18 protein-coding genes and 1 pseudogene are annotated in these 22026 nt (G+C 60.6%); 5 read left to right on the plus strand and 14 right to left on the minus strand.

Annotated features, from left to right (window positions below; genetic code table 11):
- Nucleotides 1-11: 11 nt before the first annotated feature.
- The 9 genes and pseudogenes from LPU83_RS52415 to dnaG all read right to left on the minus strand — a co-directional run bounded on the left by LPU83_RS52415 (nucleotide 12) and on the right by dnaG (nucleotide 11724).
- Nucleotides 12-1199 (minus strand): DUF930 domain-containing protein, encoded by a 1188-nt coding sequence (locus LPU83_RS52415; protein ID WP_024317053.1) that lies wholly within the window; start codon nucleotides 1197-1199, stop codon nucleotides 12-14.
- Nucleotides 1200-1357: 158 nt separating this feature from the next.
- On the minus strand, nucleotides 1358-1651 hold the full coding sequence (locus LPU83_RS52420; protein WP_007790116.1) for a GYD domain-containing protein: 294 nt from the start codon (nucleotides 1649-1651) through the stop codon (nucleotides 1358-1360).
- Nucleotides 1652-1859: 208 nt separating this feature from the next.
- A complete protein-coding gene (gene rpoD, locus LPU83_RS52425; RefSeq protein WP_024317054.1) occupies nucleotides 1860-3914 on the minus strand; it encodes an RNA polymerase sigma factor RpoD in 2055 nt (684 codons plus the stop codon).
- A gap of 456 nt (nucleotides 3915-4370) precedes the next feature.
- Entirely contained in the window at nucleotides 4371-4718 is a 348-nt protein-coding gene (locus tag LPU83_RS52430) for a GFA family protein (RefSeq protein ID WP_024317055.1), read from the minus strand.
- 9 nt (nucleotides 4719-4727) lie between these two features.
- Nucleotides 4728-5765 carry an L-threonine 3-dehydrogenase gene (gene tdh / locus LPU83_RS52435; protein ID WP_024317056.1) on the minus strand — a complete coding sequence of 346 codons (1038 nt, stop codon included), beginning with the start codon at nucleotides 5763-5765 and terminating at the stop codon, nucleotides 4728-4730.
- Nucleotides 5766-5786: 21 nt separating this feature from the next.
- Nucleotides 5787-6974 (minus strand): glycine C-acetyltransferase, encoded by a 1188-nt coding sequence (locus LPU83_RS52440; protein WP_024317057.1) that lies wholly within the window; start codon nucleotides 6972-6974, stop codon nucleotides 5787-5789.
- Nucleotides 6975-7044: 70 nt separating this feature from the next.
- Nucleotides 7045-7760 (minus strand): annotated as a pseudogene (locus LPU83_RS52445) (class I SAM-dependent methyltransferase).
- Between the two features lie 125 nt (nucleotides 7761-7885).
- Entirely contained in the window at nucleotides 7886-9739 is a 1854-nt protein-coding gene (recQ, locus tag LPU83_RS52450) for a DNA helicase RecQ (RefSeq protein WP_024317058.1), read from the minus strand.
- Complete coding sequence (dnaG, locus tag LPU83_RS52455) at nucleotides 9739-11724, minus strand: DNA primase (protein ID WP_024317059.1); 1986 nt, start codon at nucleotides 11722-11724, stop codon at nucleotides 9739-9741. Before dnaG ends, recQ begins: the two co-directional genes overlap by 1 nt.
- A 671-nt stretch (nucleotides 11725-12395) precedes the next feature.
- Between dnaG and LPU83_RS52460 the strand changes: the two genes are divergently transcribed.
- Nucleotides 12396-13274 carry a hypothetical protein gene (locus LPU83_RS52460; RefSeq protein WP_024317060.1) on the plus strand — a complete coding sequence of 293 codons (879 nt, stop codon included), beginning with the start codon at nucleotides 12396-12398 and terminating at the stop codon, nucleotides 13272-13274.
- Here the strand turns inward: LPU83_RS52460 and LPU83_RS52465 are convergent, their stop codons facing one another.
- Nucleotides 13275-13727, minus strand: a complete 453-nt coding sequence (locus LPU83_RS52465; protein ID WP_024317061.1) for a GatB/YqeY domain-containing protein — start codon at nucleotides 13725-13727, stop codon at nucleotides 13275-13277.
- A gap of 273 nt (nucleotides 13728-14000) precedes the next feature.
- Here LPU83_RS52465 and carA point away from each other — a divergent pair, with 273 nt between their 5' ends.
- The gene (gene carA, locus LPU83_RS52470; protein WP_024317062.1) at nucleotides 14001-15206 is read left to right on the plus strand and encodes a glutamine-hydrolyzing carbamoyl-phosphate synthase small subunit; all 1206 of its coding nucleotides are present in this window, start codon (nucleotides 14001-14003) and stop codon (nucleotides 15204-15206) included.
- A 289-nt stretch (nucleotides 15207-15495) separates the two neighbouring features.
- Here carA and LPU83_RS75845 read toward each other — a convergent pair whose 3' ends face one another.
- Complete coding sequence (locus tag LPU83_RS75845) at nucleotides 15496-15738, minus strand: GNAT family N-acetyltransferase (RefSeq protein ID WP_082321222.1); 243 nt, start codon at nucleotides 15736-15738, stop codon at nucleotides 15496-15498.
- Between the two features lie 504 nt (nucleotides 15739-16242).
- Here LPU83_RS75845 and LPU83_RS74180 point away from each other — a divergent pair.
- Nucleotides 16243-16536, plus strand: coding sequence for a hypothetical protein (locus LPU83_RS74180; protein WP_024317063.1), 294 nt, complete (start codon nucleotides 16243-16245; stop codon nucleotides 16534-16536).
- A 189-nt stretch (nucleotides 16537-16725) separates the two neighbouring features.
- Nucleotides 16726-17046: an antibiotic biosynthesis monooxygenase family protein gene (locus LPU83_RS52485; RefSeq protein WP_024317064.1), complete on the plus strand. Its 321-nt coding sequence runs from the start codon at nucleotides 16726-16728 to the stop codon at nucleotides 17044-17046.
- A 14-nt stretch (nucleotides 17047-17060) separates the two neighbouring features.
- Here LPU83_RS52485 and LPU83_RS52490 read toward each other — a convergent pair whose 3' ends face one another.
- From LPU83_RS52490 to LPU83_RS52500, 3 genes are all read right to left on the minus strand, one after another.
- Nucleotides 17061-18464, minus strand: a complete 1404-nt coding sequence (locus LPU83_RS52490) for an MATE family efflux transporter (protein WP_024317065.1) — start codon at nucleotides 18462-18464, stop codon at nucleotides 17061-17063.
- 141 nt (nucleotides 18465-18605) lie between these two features.
- The gene (locus tag LPU83_RS52495) at nucleotides 18606-19853 is read right to left on the minus strand and encodes a TCR/Tet family MFS transporter (RefSeq protein WP_024317066.1); all 1248 of its coding nucleotides are present in this window, start codon (nucleotides 19851-19853) and stop codon (nucleotides 18606-18608) included.
- Between the two features lie 156 nt (nucleotides 19854-20009).
- Complete coding sequence (locus LPU83_RS52500; RefSeq protein ID WP_024317067.1) at nucleotides 20010-20915, minus strand: LysR family transcriptional regulator; 906 nt, start codon at nucleotides 20913-20915, stop codon at nucleotides 20010-20012.
- A 109-nt stretch (nucleotides 20916-21024) separates the two neighbouring features.
- On the opposite strand from LPU83_RS52500, the gene LPU83_RS52505 reads away from it, so the two are divergent.
- The gene (locus tag LPU83_RS52505) at nucleotides 21025-22020 is read left to right on the plus strand and encodes an aldo/keto reductase (RefSeq protein ID WP_024317068.1); all 996 of its coding nucleotides are present in this window, start codon (nucleotides 21025-21027) and stop codon (nucleotides 22018-22020) included.
- Nucleotides 22021-22026: the final 6 nt, after the last annotated feature.

Genomic DNA, 22026 nt, shown 5'->3' on the forward strand with positions numbered 1-22026 from the left:
ACTGGCGACAACTAGTCCATCGGGAAACGGCGGCTGGCCCATTCGCTTCTCGGAACAGGATTGCCGACAGCAAGGCCGAACGATTTGACCTTCGTTGCTCCATCGTCCACCTCGCAACGGAAGCTGACATCATACCAGCGCCCCGCAGCCCGGAACGCGCCCCGCTTTACCTGAAGAACCGTTCCCTTTGAAAGACGGTAGGACGGCAAGAGTTCCGGCCGATACGATGGAGCCCCATGCATCAACTGCTGTCGAAGCTCACTGCCGCAGAGCTGATCCACCCGTGCGCCACGCGGCAAATCACCCATTGCGGTTCGCGCTACCGGGTCGTTGGTCATATTTTGCGAGAACAATGTCTTCGCCTCGGTCAGTTCGAGCGGCTTGTCCGCCGCGGCAGTGGCCGTCGCATCGGGTTTTGCTGCAGCGGGCGGCTTTCCCTGCTCGAAACTCGTCTTGGCGTCGCTTGCAGTTCCGGCGGCGGGGCCATTTTTCTCGGCATGGTTCTCCGCGAGGTCCACCTGCGGGAGTTCGACATCCTCAGGAACCGGATTGGCTGGCGGCTCCTCGCTTTCGGGTGCCTTGGCTGCTTGCGCAGTTTCCTCTGGCTTCGTTTGATCCTTAAGGGGTTCCGGCTTGGGCTCAGCTGAAGGAGGCGCCACATCTGGCTTCACGCCCGCGACGGACGCATCTCCCTCATTGGATTTTTCTGGTCCGGTATCCTTGTCGCCAAATTCGACCACCGGTCGCAGCACCGACAGGGGTTGCGACTTGCCGGCCTGCTCCTTGGACTGGGCATTTTCTGCAGCCGCCGCTTCCGGCGGTTTTTCCGGTGGCTTCTCTTCCGGTGCCTTTGCCTCCTGCAACGGGGGTGGCGGCGGAGGCGGCGGCGGTTGCTCGGCCTTTGCCTCCTTCGGCGGCTCCGCAGGCGTCTCGGCCGGCTTTTCTTCGGCCTTCTTCTCCTCCGGTTTCGGCTCCTCGGGCTTGGGCTCTTCCGGCATCTTCAGCTCCGGCGGCTTTTCCTCGGGCTTCTTTTCCTCCGGCGGCGGCACGAGGTCGACGCTGACGGTTTCCTCCTCCGGGTGGGGAGCAGGCACGGGCAGCTTCACGAGAAAGAAGGCGACGACGGCAAGGTGCAACAGCACGGAGGCAAAGATGCCCCAGCCGAACGCTCCCCATTTTTTTGCCGAAACCTGCTGCATGCCTACGAACGATGCCCTACGCCACGCTACCGATGTGGCCTTTTAAGAAGGCATCATCAAGCCATAAAACAAAAAAGCCTCGCGCTCCACGGACGCAATGCGTCGGCGCAGGACACGATCCACATATTTGCCAGCAGCAGGCCCGGCAGCCCGACAAATCAGCCCAGCGAACCTATGATCTCGCGATAGGCGGCCTCCGGAAATGCCTTCAATGTCCGCGTGCGCACATTGCCAGCCATTCCAAGAGACAGGTTGAAACGGGCCATCACGGCATCGTCAGGTGCCTCGCATACGGCGACAAGGTCATGATCGCCCATCGTCAGGAAGAAATTTTGGAAGGAGCCGCCCATGTCGCCAAGCAGCTTCTTTGCCGCGTCCAGGCGCTTTGTCGAGTCGCGAACGTTGCGAATGCCCTGATCCGTCCAATTGATAAGCACGATGTAAGTGGTCATTGCACACCTCCCAACGGAGGGTCTTGGCCCACGCAACAGGCTATGGCGACCTCGCTCATGCGCTGTGGTCGGTCCCTTCCCCCGTGGGGTGTACCTTACTCCTGTCCCCGTTCGACAACAAGAAACACCACGGCCCGCAGATGCGCGCCGAAAGCAAAGAGCCGGGCACACGGCCCGGCTCTTTGATGCGTTTAGCGACGACCAAATCCTAACTGTCCAGGAAGCTGCGGAGCTTTCTGGAGCGGCTCGGATGCTTCAGCTTGCGCAGCGCCTTTGCTTCGATCTGACGGATACGCTCGCGGGTGACCGAGAACTGCTGGCCGACTTCTTCGAGCGTGTGGTCGGTATTCATGCCGATGCCGAAACGCATACGCAGAACGCGTTCTTCGCGCGGTGTCAGTGATGCCAGAACGCGGGTCGTCGTTTCGCGCAGGTTCGCCTGGATGGCGGCGTCGATCGGCAGCAGCGCGTTCTTGTCCTCGATGAAATCGCCGAGGTGTGAATCCTCTTCGTCGCCCACCGGGGTTTCGAGCGAGATCGGTTCCTTGGCGATCTTGAGGACCTTGCGGACCTTTTCGAGCGGCATTGCGAGCTTTTCGGCCAGTTCTTCCGGCGTCGGCTCGCGGCCAATCTCGTGCAGCATTTGGCGCGACGTGCGGACGATCTTGTTGATCGTCTCGATCATGTGCACCGGAATGCGGATCGTGCGGGCCTGGTCGGCGATCGAGCGGGTGATCGCCTGACGGATCCACCACGTCGCATAGGTCGAGAACTTGTAACCGCGGCGGTATTCGAACTTGTCTACCGCCTTCATCAGGCCGATGTTGCCCTCCTGAATGAGGTCGAGGAACTGCAGACCGCGGTTCGTGTACTTCTTGGCAATGGAGATGACGAGGCGAAGATTCGCTTCGACCATTTCCTTCTTGGCGATGCGCGCTTCGCGCTCGCCCTTCTGCACCATGTGCACGATGCGGCGGAATTCCGAGATCGAAATGCCGGTTTCCGTTGCGAGATTCTGGATCTCCTGGCGGATGTCGCGGATCGTCGTGTTTTCGCCCTTGGCGAATTCCTTCCAGCCGCGGGCGGCCAGATTGCCGATCGACTTCATCCAGTTCGGATCGAGCTCGGCGCCCTGATACTGTTCGAGGAAACTATCGCGCTTGACGCCGTAGGATTCAGCCAGACGCAGCAGGCGGCCTTCGTTCTGAACGAGGCGCTTGTTGATGTCGTAAAGCTGCTCAACGAGGGCGTCGATGCGGTTTTGATTCAGCGACAGAGACTTGACGGCCTTGATAAGCTCATCCTTGAGCTCCTTATAACGGCGCTCCTGGGCGGACGACAGCGTGCCGGTCGCGGCAAGGCGCTGTTCGACCTGCTGATCCTGAAGCTTGCGCAGCTTCTTGTAGGTCTCGGCGATGATGTCGAGCGTTTCCATGACCTGTGGGCGCAGTTCCGCTTCCATGGCGGCGAGCGACAGGTTGGACTCGTCTTCGTCCTCTTCCTCTTCCTCAGGAGGCAGGCCCTCGCCGCCGACATTGGTAATGTCGTCGTCGCCGGAACGGACGCGGCGCGTCTTTTCCTTTTCTTCGGCAGCCTTGCGGTCAGCCTCGATCTTCTCAGGGCTCTGGAACTGCGGCGCAGCCTTGGCTTCCGGACCGGAATAGGTCGTTTCGAGATCGATGATCTCGCGAAGCAGCGTCGTGCCTTCGTTCAGTTCGTCACGCCAGATGATCAGCGCCTGGAACGTCAGCGGGCTCTCACAGAGACCACCGATCATCGTTTCGCGGCCGGCCTCGATGCGCTTGGCGATCGCAATTTCGCCTTCGCGCGACAGAAGCTCCACCGAGCCCATCTCGCGCAGGTACATGCGCACCGGATCGTCGGTACGGTCGGTCGGCTCCTTCTTCTTGGCGGTCGCAAGGGCGGTACCGCCAGAAGGGGCCAGTTCGCCGCCTTCGCTTTCGTCGTCGGAGCTGGAATCGTCGTCGTCGCCACCTGTGGCGCCGGCCTCTTCGGCTTCCTCGTCCTCGATGACGTTGATGCCCATATCGGACAGCATCGACATCGTGTCTTCGATCTGCTCGGACGTCACCTCTTCGGACGGCAGGACAGCATTCAGCTCGTCCATCGTCACATAGCCGCGTTTCTTCGCGGCCTTGATCATCTTCTTGACCGCGTCATCGGAAAGATCGAGAAGAGGGCCGTCGGTGCCGCCGTCGCGTTCGACTTCCGCTTCTTCGTTCTCTTTGACCTTGGTTGCCATTTATGTCGTCGCCTTCCTGACGCTATTCAAACTCGCCGCAGTGAACGGCCGCACGCAGCCGATACGCGGCAAACGACCGTCTCGAATCACCTAGTCCCACCTAACGGGATGAGATTTAATGCCTGATTAACCACGATTGCCGGCGACGGACGACAGAGCTTAAAAGTCATCATATGTCCGGCCATGGTTGTGCGATCCGCCCTTGACCCAGTTCACCGCTTTCCAAGTCGAACGGTGATTCCCATATTTTTTGTTCTCGTCAAGCTTTTCTAGCAAAAAAGCCTCAGAAAACCCCGAAAAAGCCTTATCCACAGGTCCGGAACCGCTCAAGCGATTGCCAAGCATAGATAGGATGTCACCACGAGAAGACAAGAGCAGCGGACATTCTTCTTGAACGGCAAAGTTGCCGCCAAGAACCGTTTGCCCGCCGCTAGTTGTTCGATCCGGGTCGAAAGCTTAGTGAGACTGCCCATCCCAGGGTTGGATCTCTAGACTTGCAAGATCGACAGCGGGAATGCAGCGGACGTTGATGCACGCCATCTCGGCGCCATCAGGCATTTTGGCTTCGGCGAAAGGAGCAATCCCGCATGTGTCGCAGAAGCGGTGCTGAATGGTGCGCGTATTGAACGTATAGGTCGACAGGCTCTCACGCGGCGTTTTCAGCGTGAACTTGTCGCGCGCAACGAAGGCGAGCAGTCCTCCGCGCCGCCGGCAAAGTGAACAATTGCAATCAAGGGCGGAGGTGAACTCCCCGTCCACTTCAAACGCGATTTTGCCGCAATGGCAGCTTCCCTCGTAAATCATAAATCCCCCTCAGTTCCAATCCATAACAACCTTGCCGGAATTGCCGGAGCGCATCGCCTCGAACCCCTCACGGAAGTCATCGATGCCGATCCGGTGCGTAATGACGGGCGACAAATCCAGCCCCCCCTGCACGAAGGCTATCATCTTGTACCAGGTCTCGAACATCTCGCGACCATAGATGCCCTTCAGATTAAGCATCTTGAAGATGACTTTGTTCCAGTCGATCTCGAAGCCGGCGGGTGCGATGCCGAGGATGGCGATCTTGCCGCCATTGTTCATCTTGTCGATCATGTCGCGGAACGCCGGTGCGGCGCCGGACATTTCCAGCCCGACGTCGAAGCCCTCGGTCATGCCGATCAACTTCATGACATCGGCAAGGTTCTCCTTCGAGGCGTCGACGACATAGTCGATGCCAAGCTTGCGGGCGAGCTCGAGCCGGTGCGGGTTGATATCGGTGATGACGACCTTGCGCGCCCCCGATCGCTTGGCGACCAGCGCCCCCATGATGCCGATCGGGCCAGCGCCGGTGACAAGCACGTCCTCGCCGACGAGATCGAAGGACAGCGCCGTGTGCACCGCGTTGCCGAATGGATCGAAGATCGCGGCTATCTCGTCTGGAATATCATCCGGGATTGGCACCACGTTCGCCTCGGGAATGCAGACGAACTCTCCGAAGGAACCGGGGCGGTTGACGCCGACGCCCAGCGTATTGCGGCAGAGATGCCCCCTGCCTGCGCGGCAGTTGCGGCACTTGCCGCAGACGATATGTCCCTCGCCGGAGACCCGCTCGCCGACATGGTATTTCGTTACCGCCGAGCCAATCTGTGCGATCTCGCCGCAGAATTCGTGGCCAACCACCATCGGCACCGGAATGGTCTTCCGCGCCCACTGGTCCCAGTTCCAGATATGCACATCGGTGCCGCAGATCGCGGATTTTTTCACCTTGATCAGCACATCGTTCGGCCCGACCTCGGGAACGGGAACATGCTCCATCCAAAGCCCGACCTCCGGCTTCGCCTTGACCAGTGCCTTCATCATGTTCGACATGATCTTACTCTCCCAAACCCTTTAGATGACACCGAGTTCGCGGCCAGCTTCCGCGAAGGCTGCAATCGTCCGTTCGACGTCCGCACGCGAATGCGCGGCCGACATCTGCGTGCGGATGCGTGCCTGCCCTTTCGGCACAACCGGGAAGGAGAAGCCGATCACGTAGACGCCCTTTTTCAACATCAGTGCCGCCATGTCCTGCGCCAGCTTGGCATCGCCAAGCATGACCGGAATAATCGGATGCCCCTCGCCGGCAAGCGTGAAGCCAAGCTTCGTCATCTCGGAGCGGAACAGCATCGCATTTTCCGTCAGCCGCTCGCGCAGCGCGGCACCATTCTCGATGAGATCGAATACCTTGAGGGATGCAGCGGCAATGACTGGCGCCAGCGTGTTCGAAAACAGATAGGGACGCGACCGCTGGCGGAGCCACTCGACCGTTTCCGCCTTGGCCGCGGTATAGCCGCCGGAAGCACCGCCGAGTGCCTTGCCGAGCGTGCCGGTGATGATGTCGATCCGGCCTTCGACCCCGCAATGCTCGGCTGACCCACGCCCATGCTTGCCGACGAAGCCGACGGCGTGGCTGTCATCGACCATGACCATCGCACCATACTTCTCGGCCAGATCACAGACGCCCTGCAGATTGGCGATGATGCCGTCCATCGAGAAGACACCATCGGTGGCGATCAGCTTGAAGCGACTGCCTTGCGCCTTCTTCAGTTCCTCCTCCAGCGCTGACATGTCGTTGTTGGCATAGCGGAAGCGCTTGGCCTTCGAGAGGCGCACGCCGTCGATGATCGAGGCATGGTTCAACGCGTCCGAGATGATCGCATCCTCCTCGCCGAGCAGGGTCTCGAAGAGGCCGCCGTTGGCGTCGAAACAGGAGGAATAGAGGATCGTGTCTTCCATGCCGAGGAAGGAGGAAATGCGCGCCTCGAGCTGCTTGTGCTCCTCCTGCGTGCCGCAGATGAAGCGCACTGAGGCCATGCCATAGCCATAGCGGTCGAGCGCCTTCTTCCCCGCCTCGGCAAGCTCTTCGTTGTCGGCGAGCCCGAGGTAGTTGTTGGCGCAGAAATTCAGAACCCGCTCGCCCGAAGCAACGGCGATCTCGCCCGCCTGCTTCGACGTGATGACACGCTCGGACTTGTAAAGCCCGGCGTCCTTCAGTGCAGCAAGTTCGGTACGGAGGTGGGAGAGAAATTGCGAGGTCATTGAGTGCCCTTCTTGTGATGTTTCCCGATGCCCTGCACTAGCACATAGCCAAGCGCCTGTCTTGCCGTCGTCAACGCTGTGCGGCGATCAACAAAAACATCGGCCGGTCCATCTCTTCTGCCCATTCGGGACGCGCACAACTGCTCGTCGCTCGGCCGCCACGCCTCGACGTGGCGGAGCGAAAAGCCAGCAGCGATCAGCGTGTTCAGTCGTCCCCAGCATGCGATACTCTTTGGCAACACCTTTGGCGAACCAATCCGTCGTGCGCTGCCCTGGCGCAAACAGCCGTCAAGCGGCCAGATCCGGCGCCCGTCGCCATCCACCGCCCAAGCGGGATTGCCCGGCGCCATAGAGATCGGATGCTCGATCAAAAAAGACGACATCGGCGCCCGGCACACGTGCACGGTGGATCGTGGCAGACAGGCGGGTAAAATCCTCGATATCGTGAAATGCCAAAGAGCTATAGCCCAGATCGAACGAAGCCGGCAGCAACTGCGGCCTCTCCAGATTCGCGATCTCGTCGCTGACCGAATGATTGACGGTATGGCGTCGCGCCCGGTCGATCATTCGCTCCGAGATATCGAAGCCGAAGACGCTTTTTGCACCCTGCCGGGCGGCACAACGGGCAAACCAGCCAGAGCCGCAACCGAGATCGACGATCCGCGTGCCGTGCAGATCCGGTAGCACTGCCTGGATCGATTCCCAGTGCGCGCCGTCGAGGCCGTGCAGAGACCGCGAAAGCTGGCTGGCCTGTCCAACCAGCACGCGATAAAGGCCGCGCACCAGCGGCGACCCACAGCCCTTCCGACGTCCATCGGGGAGACGCGGTGGGCCGGCCGCCGAGCGACCTGGATGAGTATACGCCTGGGATCACTCCAGGTCGCATCGCGATTATAGGCGTTCGCAGCTACCTAGTCGTGGCTGAGGATCACGTCCAGAAACGCATCGCCGTAGCGTTCGAGCTTAGACTGGCCGACGCCTGAGATGGCGAGCATCTCCTTGTGCGTTCGCGGCCGCTCGGTCGCGAAAGCGATGAGCGTCGTATCGGGAAAGACGACATACGGTGGCACGCCGAGCGAGCGTGCAATCGCCGTCCGCTCCGTGCGCAAAGCGTCGAACAGGACACCGTCGCCACCAGACAGAACGGAGCGCGGCTCGACCTGCGCCGTTCGTTTCGAGCGACGTTCGGCAGCCGGACGATCCTTGCGGAAAAAGACCGGTCGTTCGCGCTTGAAAACGGCGCGGGCCTCCGGCTCCAGCTTCAGGGCGCCAAACGCCTCGTGATCGACGCGGACCAGTCCCATCGCAAGCAGTTGCCGAAATACCGATTGCCACGTGCGGGCCGGCAGATCGTTTCCGGCCCCGAAGACCGGCATCGTGGTGTGGCCGAAGCGTTCCGTCTTCTCGTTGACATGACCGAGCAGCACGTCGACCACATGTCCGGTACCGAACCGCTCGCCCGTCCGGTAGACCGCGGCAAGCGCCTTGATCGCCGCCTCGGTCCCGTCCCAGGTTTCGACCGGCTTCAAACAGCTATCGCAGCCGCCGCAATTGCCCGCATGGGCCTCGCCAAAGTGCGCAAGGATCGCCTGGCGGCGGCACGAAGCGGTCTCGCAGATCGCCAGCAGTGCATTGAGCTTGGAGCGCTCGACACGCTTGATCTCGTCGGCGGCGGCTCCCTCGTCGATCATCCGTCGGCGCTGGATGACGTCGGCCATGCCGTAGGCCATCCACACTTCCGAAGGCAGGCCATCGCGCCCGGCGCGGCCGGTTTCCTGATAATAGGCCTCGACGGAACCCGGCAGATCGAGATGCGCCACATAACGCACGTTCGGCTTGTCGATCCCCATGCCAAAAGCAACGGTGGCGACAAGGCACAGGTCTTCCTCTTTCAGAAAGGCATCCTGGTTGGCATCACGAAGCGCCCTGTCCATGCCGGCGTGATAGGGGAGCGCGCGAATACCCTGCCCGTTCAGCCACTCGGCCGTATCCTCGACCTTGGCGCGCGACAGGCAGTAGACGATACCGCTGTTGCCTTTGTGTCCGGAGAGAAAGCGCAGCAGCTGCTTTCGCGGCTGGTCGCGCTCGACGATTTCGTAAGAGATGTTCGGTCGGTCGAAACTGGTGGTGAATACCTTCGCATTGCTCAAGCCAAGCCGTTGCGCGATGTCGTCGCGTGTATGCGGGTCAGCGGTCGCCGTCAGCGCGATGCGCGGCACCCCGGGATAGTGTTCCGCAAGCCTGCCGAGTTCGCGATACTCCGGCCGGAAATCATGTCCCCATTGGGACACACAATGCGCCTCGTCTATGGCAAAGAGCGCGATCTTCGAATTGCCGATGGTGTCACGGAAGCCATCCATGAGAATGCGTTCCGGCGTCACATAGAGAAGGTCGAGCTTGCCCGCCGATAGCGCCCGTCGAACTTCCATGAACGCCTCTCGCGACAGGGAAGAGTTCAGCGCCGCTGCACGGATACCGAGCTGCTTCATCGCCTCCACCTGATCGCGCATCAGCGCAATCAACGGCGAAACGACAATGCCGACGCCCTCGCGGCAGAGCGCTGGAATCTGGAAGCACAGCGACTTGCCGGCCCCCGTCGGAAAAAGAACGACGGCATCGCCGCCGGAGACGACATGCTCGACCACCTGCTGTTGCTTGCCGCGGAAGGCGGGATAGCCGTAGACACGGTTGAGAATGCCAAGAGGCGAGCGCTCGGCACCGAACAACGCATCGCCAGCGGAAAATTGCCGATCTGGCGCTCCCATCAATGGCTCGCCGCTCCCTTGACGCGGCCGGAGAGCACGCCGAAACCATCGATGATGGCTTCCTGGTTCTCGAGGCGAAGCCCCTCGAAATGGACCTCCTGCAGCGCGCGCATCAGCTGGTCGATCACCTCGCCGTTGCCGGCCTCGGTCGCCTCGGCGATCTCGCGTTCGAGCTCGATCTTCTGGAAACGCAGAGCTTTGGCGCGTTTGTGGAAAGCGAGCGCCTGCCGGTAGCCCTCGCGCGCATCCTCCATCGCTGCCTCGGCCGTGGCGATCCAGAGGCGGGCATTGCGGATCTGCTGCTCGAGCCCCTGCAACAGCGAGCCGAAGCCCTGCTCTTCCATGCGCTCCAGCAGATACTCGCGCGTCAGACACGGCCCGGCGACGGCGGCAGCAGCCCCGAGCATGACGGACCAGAGCCGCTGAAGCTCGCGGTTGTCGTAATCGATCGAGGCGATCTCGTCATATTCGTCCTGCATCAAGGCTGGATGATTGATGACCGTCAGCGCCAGCACGCTCTCTCGCAAAGCAGGTGTTTCCTGATGGCCACGAACCAGACCGGAGCGGGCCAGCCGATCGGAGATGCCGCCGCCGGAAAGGCGCGGGCCGCGCGGCCCCTCGTTGCCGCGGCCGCGACCTTGGCCAGCGCCGCGATCGAAACTTCGCCGTTCGCCGCCGCGGCTCTGGAATTGCGGCTGGAAGAAGCCGTTCAGGCGGTCGCGCATGTCCTGCTGGTAGTGACGACGCACGTTTTCATCGGCGATGACCGTCACCAGCTGCTTTAACCGCGCTTCGAGCTCGGCCTTGGCTTCGGGCGTCTCGAACTGCCCCGTATTGATTTCACGGCTCCAGATCATCTCGGCCAGCGGCTTGGCCTGGCTCATCACCTTGTCGAAGGGCGCGCGGCCTTCGTTGCGCACCAAATCGTCCGGATCCTTGCCATCGGGCAGCAGGGCAAAACGCACGGTGCGCCCCGGCTTGATATGCGGCAAAGCCAGATCGGCCGCGCGATTGGCGGCGCGAATACCGGCGCCATCGCCATCGAAGCAAAGCACCGGCTGCGGTGTCATCTTCCAGAGGAGTTCGAGTTGGTTCTCGGTCAATGCCGTGCCGAGCGGCGCCACGGCATTCTCGACGCCCGCCTGGTGCAGCCCGATCACATCCATATAGCCTTCGACGGCGATGATCGTGGCCTCGCTGTTCGCGCCCTGTGTCGCCCGCCGGGCGCGCGCGAAATTGTAAAGTACATTGCCCTTGTGGAAGAGCTCCGTCTCATTGGAATTGAGATACTTGGCTGGAGCGTCCGGCGACATGGCACGGCCACCGAACGCAATGACCTTCTCGCGCGACGACAGGATCGGAAACATGATGCGGTCGCGGAAACGATCGTAGGAGACCGGCACCTCGGGTCCGTGCACAACAAGCCCGCAGGCCTCGATCTGGTCCTTCGCAACGCCCTTGCCCGCCAGGAACTCCTTCAATGCATTGCGACTGTCGGGCGCAAAGCCCAGCCGGAACGTCTCGATCGTCCGTCCCGTCAGCCCGCGATCGCGCAGATAAGCGCGCGCCCGCGCGCCGTTTGCCGTCTGCAGCTGATCCTGAAAGAACGTGGTCGCAAGCTCCATCACATCGAGAAGCGAGGTGCGCTCCTTCTCGCGCTTCTCCATGACCGGATCGGCAATCGGCATGGCGACGCCCGCCATGTCGGCGATCTGCTGCACGGCCTCCGGGAAGCTCAACCCCTCCAGATCGGTGAGGAATCGGAAGTGATCGCCGGTCACGCCGCAGCCGAAGCAGTGGTAGCGCCCCTTCCGGTCCTCGCAGTGGAAGCTCGGCGACTTCTCGCCATGAAACGGGCAGCAGGCCCAATAGTCCGCGCGCGAGACATTGGTCTTGCGCTTGTCCCAGCTCACACGACGGCCAATCACGTCCGAAATCGGCACGCGATCGCGTATCTCGTCGAGAAAGGAATTGGAAAAGCGCATGTGAACCTCTTAACAGGGGTCCATATAAGCAGGTTCATCAGCACATGCCACGGCATTTGGCCAAAAGACGCGCTATTCACAGGACTGCCGCGCCTTCAGAACCATCATCGGACGAGCGTTCAAAAATGCGTTACCATGCCTGCGACAGGGGGTGCGACATTGAGGATCGCGCCCCCCGTTTTGCGTGTATGCGAGCCGGCGTCTTGAGCGCGCCAACCTTTGGCTTTCGTCAAAAATCGGTTGCAGAACAATAGCTTCCTATCTGCCCGGAACGACGAATAGCCATCGCGAAACCACCGCCTTCAGCATGAAGGACACATCTAAGGCAGGCTGCGTCGCCAATCATTATTTTTTTGTAATTTGAATCACTTGCCGCATCGCAATACCGTCATCTCCAACAAAGCGATCCCCGAGCGAGGCACCATCCCTACCCCCGGCGCCGCCTCGCAAGGGTGTCTTTGCTAATATTCGCTGGCTTGGATCTCGGTCCTGCGTCGCCACCGGAAGCAAAGAGCAAGAAGGCAGGAGCACCCCCAGCTCCTGCCTTCTTTAATTTCACGCAACGGTTTTATTTTTGATATTTCCGCGTCCACTATTGGCCCTGGAAGGCCCTGGAGGCATTGACAGTCACCATCCTATGCCTAATGAAAGCGACCTATCGGGATGGTCGCATGCCACATAAAGTTGAAAATTTTCTAGAAAGCGACGCCTTCTTCGTGGCCGTGTTGCATTGCGCCCGCGAAATGCTGTCGATCTATCGCGAGAGCCCGCGCATCGCATCGATCTTTGCCGCGCAACAGCGCTGGCTGATGGCCCATGCCGGCTTCGCCCTTCATTTCGGCTACCCCGGCGAACCGAAACTCGGCCTTTATTCGGGCCGTTTCATCGCCTTCGTCGTGGCCAACAAAATTGCAAGCCGCAATACCGCCGCGGCCTTTATCCAGGAAATGCGCGCCTACCGGTTCCTTCGTCCGGTCGAGAGTACGAGCGACAAGCGCACGCGCCTGTTGGAGCCGACCGAAACGGCCCACGAGCACTTTTTCAAGTGGCTCACCACCCATCTTCTCGTTCTCGACAGTCTGGACGGCGGCAACCGGCTGGACCGGTTCAACGCCGATCCGTCAGCCTTTTCCAAGCTGCAGCCGCTGATTTCGAAGGCGATCATCGATAGCGACGCCGTGCGCGACCCCGGCGCAACATACAATCTGTTCAACTGGGCCAATTCCGGCGGTCTCATCATGGACTACCTGATGAGCCGCATCGGCAACTTCGATCGCAGCTCGGAACGGGCCTACATCGGGCCGCTGTCACTCAAGGAAATCCGCGACCAGTTCATGATCTCCAACACGCACCTCAAGCGCCTGCTGACGCAGGCGTCCGAAATGGGAAGTGTGGGCTGGGCGCAGCCGCCCTACAAGGGCGATACCTGGTTGTCGCGCGGCTTTGTCATGGAGTACTGGGGCTATCAGGCAGCAAAGTTCGCGGTTGTCGATGCCGCCGCAGAGGCAGTGCTGGGGCCTGCCGCCAGAAAAACGGCGAGCGTGCGCTGATCAGTTCAGCAGTTCCTTGACGGCGCCGGAGGCCTTGGAGAAGTCCATCTGGCCGGCATAGCGCTCCTTCAGGACAGCCATCACCTTGCCCATATCTTTCGGGCCGGCGGCACCGATCTCGGCGATGATCGCGGCGATGTTTTTGCGAACCTCTGCGTCGGAGAGCTGCTTCGGCAGGAAATCCTGGAGCACGACAATTTCGGCGCGTTCCTTGGCTGCCAATTCCGGACGTGCGTTTTCTTCGTAGATCTTCGCCGATTCGTCGCGCTGCTTCACCATCTTGGCGAGGATCTGCAGAATCTCGTCGTCGCTCGCCTCTGCCTTTCCGGCGCCGCGATTGGCGATATCCCGGTCCTTGACGGCGGCCTGAATCAGGCGAACGGTCGAAAGCCGTTCGGCATTCTTGGACTTCATGGCATCCTTGAGGGCGGCGGCGAGTTGATCGCGCAACATTATGGTCACTCCTGTTTGAATGCCGCTTCATAAACCACGCGAATGCTTGGGATCAAATAAATTGCGGAAAATGGCGGCAGAAAGCGCGAGAAAACCCGCAGAATGTGCGGTACAAAGATTGACCTCGCGCAATAGCGTGGCTATTTACCGCCACCTGAACCAAAATTCGTGATCAGGCCTGAGAGCGCGCGCCTTGCCGCGCGCATACGCTTGCGAACCAAATGGCCGGCCAACGTTGCCCAAGAACGTGTGGCTGCCGGAAACGGGATGAAGATGACCGCAACAGCACCCTGGACAACCGAAAAGCCGACCGCCCTGCTCGTTCTTTCAGACGGAACCGTCATCGAAGGCAAGGGCATCGGCGCGACCGGCAAGGTACAGGCCGAAGTGGTCTTCAACACAGCACTGACCGGCTACGAGGAGATCATGACCGATCCCTCCTATCTCGGCCAGATCGTCACCTTCACCTTCCCGCATATCGGCAATATCGGCACCAACGACGAAGACATCGAAGACCTGACGCCGGCAGCACGCCACGGCGCCGTCGGCGTCATCTTCAAGGCCGAGATCACCGAACCGTCCAACTATCGCGCCGCCAAGCATCTCGATGCCTGGCTGAAGGCCCGCGGCATCATCGGCCTTTGCGGCGTCGACACTCGTGCCCTGACGGCCTGGATCCGCGAGAACGGCTCGCCCAACGCCGTCATCGCCCACGACCAAAACGGTGTCTTCGACGTGGAGACGCTGAAGGCCGAAGCCAAGGCCTGGAGCGGCCTCGAAGGGCTCGACCTCGCCAAGATCGCCTCCTCGGGCCAGTCCTCGCAATGGGCGCAGACCCCGTGGATCTGGAACGAGGGCTATGGCGAACTCGCCCCCGAAAATGCCAGGTACCACGTCGTCTGCCTCGACTACGGCGTCAAGCGCAACATCCTGCGCCTGTTTGCCGGCCTCGACTGCAAGGTCACGGTGATGCCGGCAACGACGAGTGCTGAGGACGTGCTGGCCATGCAGCCGGACGGCATCTTCCTTTCGAACGGCCCGGGTGATCCGGCAGCAACCGGCGAATATGCCGTTCCCGTCATCCAGAAGCTGATCAAGACCGACATCCCGGTCTTCGGCATCTGCCTTGGCCACCAGATGCTGGGCCTGGCGCTCGGCGCCAAGACCGAGAAGATGCACCAGGGGCATCACGGCGCCAACCATCCGGTGAAGGACCACACGACAGGCAAGGTCGAGATCGTCTCGATGAACCACGGCTTCGCGGTCGACACGAAGTCTTTGCCCGATGGCATTGAGGAGACTCACGTTTCGCTCTTCGACGGCACCAACTGCGGCCTGCGCGTCGCCGGCAAGCCGATCTTCTCCGTCCAGCACCATCCGGAAGCCTCCCCAGGCCCGCAGGACAGCCACTACCTCTTCCGCCGCTTCGTCAATCTGGTGCGCCAGAAGAAGGGCGAGGAAGCCCTCGCCGAGCGCTGAGAGGCATCCGTTCGCTCAATTCGAAAGCCCACTTCTGAGGCCAACCCCTCATTCAGATGTGGAATACATAAGCTCGCAAAAGTCGGGTCGCTGAACTCCAGCTTTTGCGACCTTGTTCCGCTGATAAGTTCGAAGGGGCCAAGGTTGGGAATGGACTTGGCGGAAGGACCGTTGCGCTTGCTCAAAGCCGGCCAGGCTATCTGATAACCATTTCCATGGAACGCGTCGCCTCTTCCAAGCCCCTCGGTGTTGGTTCAAACGGTTTGCACTCTTGAAATCCGAATTTGCGCTAAAGGGAGATGGCATCCTTCATGAACGCAATCGTCACGAGGTTCACTTTTTGGAACTTGGACTGCTCGATAGCATCAAGCGCGGTCGCAAGCAGGCGGGTTCCTGCGCCTTTTCCTCTTCCTTCCGGACGCACGAAGAGTTTGATGATTTCGGCACATCTCCACGACTGACGTGGCCGATGCAACCTAAAACGACTGAGCCGACCTGAGCGAGGTACATGCCAGTGTTCGGTAATGTGCACATTTCCAACAAGCTTGCGACATCGTCAGAATAGTAGGCAGAAATCACGTCCTCCGACGGAAGACCGAGCGCATCGCATTGTGCAACATCCCACCGGCCCATCTCCGCGATGAGCGCGTGGGCTTCATAGAAGTCAGCAAGCGTCCGTGCCTTTGTAATGACAACCATCGCACGCCCATGATGTGAGGTTCGGCGAGGCTTTACGTTCGTATTGCATATGGTCGCGAGACTAGCACAATCAAAAGTAGCTGTCTGCCTTCCCTTTTGAGCTGAGAAAAGCTTAGCGAAAATCTCTTCGGCAAGGAGTGCCCCGGCCTCCGGCGAGTGGGTTCAGGCTCCAATGTGATTCCCACTCCATATTTCGGCTAAAGGCTGGGGTTCAAAAACGGTGTTTTTTCGTTTTTGAGCTATTGCCCTCAACTATGGCTGGCGCGCCCGCCGCATCGATATCCGTTTGAATAGTGTCGAGAGTGCTGATTTACTGACTCTGATCAGGGAGGCGGCCATGAGATGCGTGGTTCTGGCAGTTGCGTGCTTGGTCCCGACGGTATTGCTTGCCGCCGGGCCCGTGAAGGTCGATGCAAAAGATCACAGCTGTGCGCAGCTTGCGCAGATTATCCGCCAGTCCAAAAAGGTCTATGTACGCCTCGGCTTCGGGGGCCGCAATTTTCGCTATCCGCCGGCCCAATGCGGGCCTGGGGATAAGCTGAGCACTACCAGTTTGCGTGATGGCACCGGCAGGCAATGTCTCCTGGACTACGCCTGTGTGAATGATCCGATGTCGATGTACAATTACTAATTTAGCGGCGGCAAACTGGCTTGGGGGGTGAGAGGAAGCGCGCGCGCGCGCGCCCCGAGCCCAGCGACCGTCCATTCGCTCAGTTGAAAGCCGGCTCTCGCGCGGGGTTTTTCGTTTCCGGCCTGTTGACCTCAACTTAACTTGAGGAATTACACCCGCCTTTGTGACATCGAAGCAAAGGAGATGAGGATGAACGGAGCGTTTTACCGGATCGACAAGTTTGCTGTTCCGGAGGCAGCGCGCGAGGAGTTCCTGATGAACGTGCTGAAGACGCACGAGGTCTTGCAGGTGCAAGAAGGCTTCATCAGCCATCAGGTGCTGGAACAGGTTTCAGGACCCGGCGAATTCAACTTCGTGACGATCGCCCAATGGGAAAGTGCGGAGGTGATCGACCGGGTAAAGGCCGTGGTGCAGGCCGCCCATCGTGCCCGAAACTTCGATCCGCAAGCACTGTTCGAACGGCTCGGCATTCGCGCCGACCTTGCCAATTACAAACCGATCGCGGCTTGATCTGAATTGGCCGGCTAGACGCCGGCCATGTCCTTCTCGCGGCGCACAAGCAGGTAGAAGCGTCCGCACAGCATCACGGCTGCCGCCGCCAGTCCGACGAGGAAGCCGAACCAGATGCCGATGCCGCCGAAGCCAAGCGGGAACGCAAAGGCCCAGGCAAGGAAGAAGCCGATCGGCCAATAGGCAATCAGCGCCATGATCATCGGCACGCGCGCATCCTTCAGGCCGCGCAGCAGCCCGTTGGCGATTACCTGCAGGCCATCGACCAGCTGGAAGAGCCCTGCCACAACGATCAGCGGCCCGGCATAGGCAAGCACCTGCGGCGCCTCTGGCAGGGTGGTATCGAGGAACCAGCTTCCCAGGAACTCGGGAACGACAGCAAACAAGATGCCACCGGCACCCGCGATCAGGCAGGCGATGACGACGACTGCGATCGAGGCTCGAACAACCGCGGTGTAGTCGCCTTGCCCGTGCGCCACGCCAACCCGAACGGTCGCCGCCTGCGACAAACCGAGCGGGATCATGAAGGCGATCGAAGCCCATTGCAGGGCGATGCCGTGAGCGGCGAGCTCGATTGTCCCGATATGCCCCATCAGCAGTGACGCCACGGTAAAGAGGCTCACTTCAGCCAAGATCGTTATGCTGATCGGAAGACCAAGGCGCACGACCTCCCAAAACGCCTTCCAGTCGGGACGCCAGAACCGCACGAAAATCTCGTAGCGCCGCGTCTCCTGCCTGCTTTGCACATAGGCAACGATAAACAGGAAGCCGGCAACCTGCACGACGACCGAAACGATCGCGGCTCCCTCCAGCCCCATTGCCGGAAAACCGAAATGCCCGAGCACCAGCGCATAGGCGAAGAAGGCATTGAGCACCAGCATCGCGATCGTCACGTTGAGAACGACCGCCGCTCTTCCGATCGCACTGACGAGGGCGCGCATGACGTTGTAGAGCAGGCCGGGCAGCACGCCGAACTGACCGATCAGGATGTAGCCATGCGCCAGTGCCGCCACTTCGGGCTTCTGCCCGGCGGCCAGCAGGATCCGCTCGGAGTTGAAGAACGCCGGCAGCATGATCACCCAATAGGCCAGCACGACCCAAAGACCCATGCGCAGTGACCGGCGCACGCTGACGACGTCACCCTTGCCGTATGCCTGCGCAACCATCGGGATGACCGCGATCGCAAAACCCGAGCCGAAGACGAGGATGGTGAACAGGAACTGCGCCGAAAGCACCATGGCGGCCAGATTCTCGGCGCCGAGGCGGCCGACGATCATCACGTCGGTCGTATTGATGCCGAGCTGGGCCAACTGCGCGCCGATCAGCGGGATTCCGAGCGCCAGCGTGGCGCGAAAATGCGCAGCCCAACGGTTATCGGTTTTCGGCGCAAGCTTGCGCGCGTCGATCGGCGTGTCCATGACACTGTTCCTGTAATTCAATCGGCAAGGCCGCAAGTTGCGGCGAAATATCAAGACGCCTTAGATCAAACCCCGGCAAAGAACCACTCAAAACGATGCAAATGATGAAAAATTCATCATCGCATCACGAATTCTAATGGCTCACTGCGCCGGCTGCTCGACGATGTCTGCGGCCTTAACCGTGCGCACCTTTGTCAAGAATACCATGGCCGCGATCAGGATGATGATGGCCGACAGCAGATACGGCGCTCCGGCAAAGCGCACCGGCGCCTCGGGCTTCGTGAAGTAGCCGAACAGCTGCGTGAAGATCAGCGGCCCGATGATCGTGGTGATGCTGCTGAGGCTTGTGAGCGCCCCCTGCAGCTCGCCTTGCGCCGACGGCGGCACTTTGCCGGCTGCTATGCTTCGCAGCGGCGGATCGGCGACATTTTCCATCACCGTCAGCACGATCACCGTGTAGACCATCCAGCCCTCCCAGGCGAAGGCGTAGCCCGTCAGTCCGACGACGGAAAAGGACAGGCCAAGGACGGCAGTCTTCCACTCGCCAAGCACCGGCACGATTTTCGGCAAGATGACACCCATGACGAAGGCTGCTCCGATGCCATAGATGCCGAGCGACAGGCCGATTTGCCCCTCGCTCCAGCCATAGCGATAGGTCGACACGAACGACCAGACCGCCGGATAGACGGCATGCGCCAGCCAGAAGAGGAACATGACCGCACAGATCGGCCCGATACCGGGATAGGCGCGCATCTGCTTCAGCGCGCCAAGCGGATTGGCTCGCTTCCATTCAAACGTCCGACGATGCCTTGCCTCCAACGTCTCGGGAAGCATGAAGTAGGCGGCAACGAAATTCACGAACGAAAGAGCCGCAGCCCCGAGAAACGGCACCCGGGGGCCGAACTCGCCGAGGAAGCCGCCGATGACAGGACCGATCGTGAAACCGACACCGAACGCAATGCCGATCAGGCCGAAGTTCTTGGCGCGATTCTCATCAGTACTGATATCGGCGATGTAGGCCGAGCAGGTCGCAAAGCTGCCGCCGCTCAAGCCAGCAAGCGCACGACCGATGAAGAGCATCCAGAAGCTCGTCGCCACCGCGCAGATGAAGTTGTCGATCGCAAAGGTCAGCACCGATAAAAGCAGGATGGGTCGCCGCCCGAAGCGGTCGCTGAGATTGCCGAGGAACGGTGCGAACAGGAACTGCATGACCGCATAGACGACAAGCAGCCAGCCGCCGTCGAGCGCAGCGTCGCTCACCGATCCCCCGGTCAATTGCTCGAGATAGGCGGGAAGTACCGGCATAATGATCGCAATCCCGATCACGTCGAGAAACAGGATCATGAAGACGAGGAAGAGGCCGCGACGAACGAATTTCGGATCGAGCATCAGACATCTCTACAGCAGGTTGTTTTCTGAAAAGACGATCTCGTCCCCGGTCTTGTTACATAGCTCACGTACATGAGCGAAACAATCCGTGAACATTTCAAATCTTTTGATAGGCGCACGACTTATGTTGATGAGGAACGGGAACAAACGCAGATTCTAACCGGCTTTGCGCTGCTCAGCCTTGACGAAATCGACGAAAGCCCGAAGTGCAGGCGGCATATGCTTGCGGCTCGCGTAGTAGAGAAACGGGCCGGAGAACTCCGTTACCCATTCTTCGAGGATCGGCACCAGTGCCCCTGTCTCCATGGCTGGCAACAAGACCTCCTCGAAGGTCCGGATAACGCCGAGCCCGGCGACCGCAGCCGAAACCTCCATATCGATCGCGTTGGCAATGACCGGCCCCTTCGGCGTGATCATCAGCGTCTCCTCGCCCCGCTCGAATTCCCAAGGCAATGAAGCGCCACTGAGGAAGCGATGCCTGATGCAATCATGCGCGAGCAGATCACGCGGGTGACGAGGAACGCCACGCTGCTCCAGATAGTCAGGTGCGGCCGCCGTGACATATCTTTGCCTGCGAGGCCCGATCGGCACCGCGATCATGTCGCGCTCCAACCGCTCGTCATAGCGGATGCCGGCGTCGTAGCCGGCAGCGAGCACGTCGACGAACGTGTCCTCGCCGACGATCTCGAGTGAGATCTGCGGATAGCGCTTCAAGAACCGGTTGGCGAGATCGGGCAGAAACAGCCGCGCGGCGATCGTCGGGACGTTGAGGCGGAGCGTCCCGCTGGGGCCATCGCGGAAGGTATCGAGTTGCTGAAGCGCCAGGGAGACCTCTCCCAGAGCAGGCGTAAGACGTTCCAACAGCCGCTCCCCCGCCTCCGTCGGCGTGACGCTACGGGTCGTCCGGTTGAACAGGCGAACGCCGACGCGCTCCTCCAGGCGCCGCAGCGAGTCGCTGAGCGAAGAAGCGGAGACACCGCGTTTGCGGGCCGCCGCGCGAAAACTGCGCTCCCTTGCAATGGCGGTGAAGGCATCCAGATCATTGAGGGGAAGGTCTTCCATTGTGCATTTTCCCGTACAGCCCGTTCGCATTCACATGGATTATCGCACGAAGCGCGGCGCGATAAAACCGCTCCGAAGTATCAACACAGGCATGACGAAGGAGAACGAAATGGAGACGCATCGTTTGGGGAAAACTGGCCCCACGGTATCGGCCATCGGCCTCGGCTGCATGGGCATGTCCGGCATGTATGGGCCATCCGACCGCGGCGAAAGCATTGCGACGATCCATGCCGCACTCAACGTCGGCATCAATCTGCTCGATACCGGCGACTTCTATGGCATGGGCCATAATGAAATGCTGATCGGCGAGGCGCTGAAGGGCGGCAAGCGGGACGATGTTGTCATCAGCGTCAAATTCGGCGCGCTGCGCGATCCAGCCGGCAACTGGAGCGGCTACGACTCCCGTCCGGTGGCAATCAAGAACTTCCTCGCCTATACACTGAAGCGTCTCGACGTCGACTACATCGATATCTATCGCCCTGCCCGCCTGGATCCCAGCGTTCCGATTGAAGAAACGGTGGGCGCGATCGGTGACATGATCAAGGCCGGATACATCCGCCATGTCGGGCTGTCCGAAGTCGGCGCGGACACCATTCGTCGGGCGGCAAGCACCCATCCGATCTGCGACCTGCAGATCGAGTATTCGCTGATATCGCGCGGCATTGAGGACCAGATCCTGCCGACCTGCCGCGAGCTCGGAATTTCCATCACCGCTTACGGCGTTCTCTCCCGCGGCCTGATCAGCGGACATTGGCAAAAAGGGCAAGGAAGCAGCGCCGGCGATTTCCGCGGCATGAGCCCGCGTTTTCAGGACGGCAATGTCGATCAGAACCTCGCGCTCGTCGAGGAATTGCGCAAGATCGCGGACGCAAAGCGGGTATCGGTCGCTCAGATCGCCATCGCCTGGGTGGCAGCCCAGGGCGACGACATCGTGCCTCTTGTCGGGGCGCGCCGGCGCGACCGCCTGACCGAAGCGCTCGGTTCGCGCGCCGTGCAATTGTCGGCCGAGGAAATGGCGGCCATCGAGCGGGCCGTTCCGAGGGATGCTGCAGCGGGCACCCGCTATCCCGACGCCCAGCTCAAACATATGGACAGTGAAAGATGATGATGA

Source organism: Rhizobium favelukesii, assembly GCF_000577275.2.
Lineage (GTDB): Bacteria > Pseudomonadota > Alphaproteobacteria > Rhizobiales > Rhizobiaceae > Rhizobium > Rhizobium favelukesii.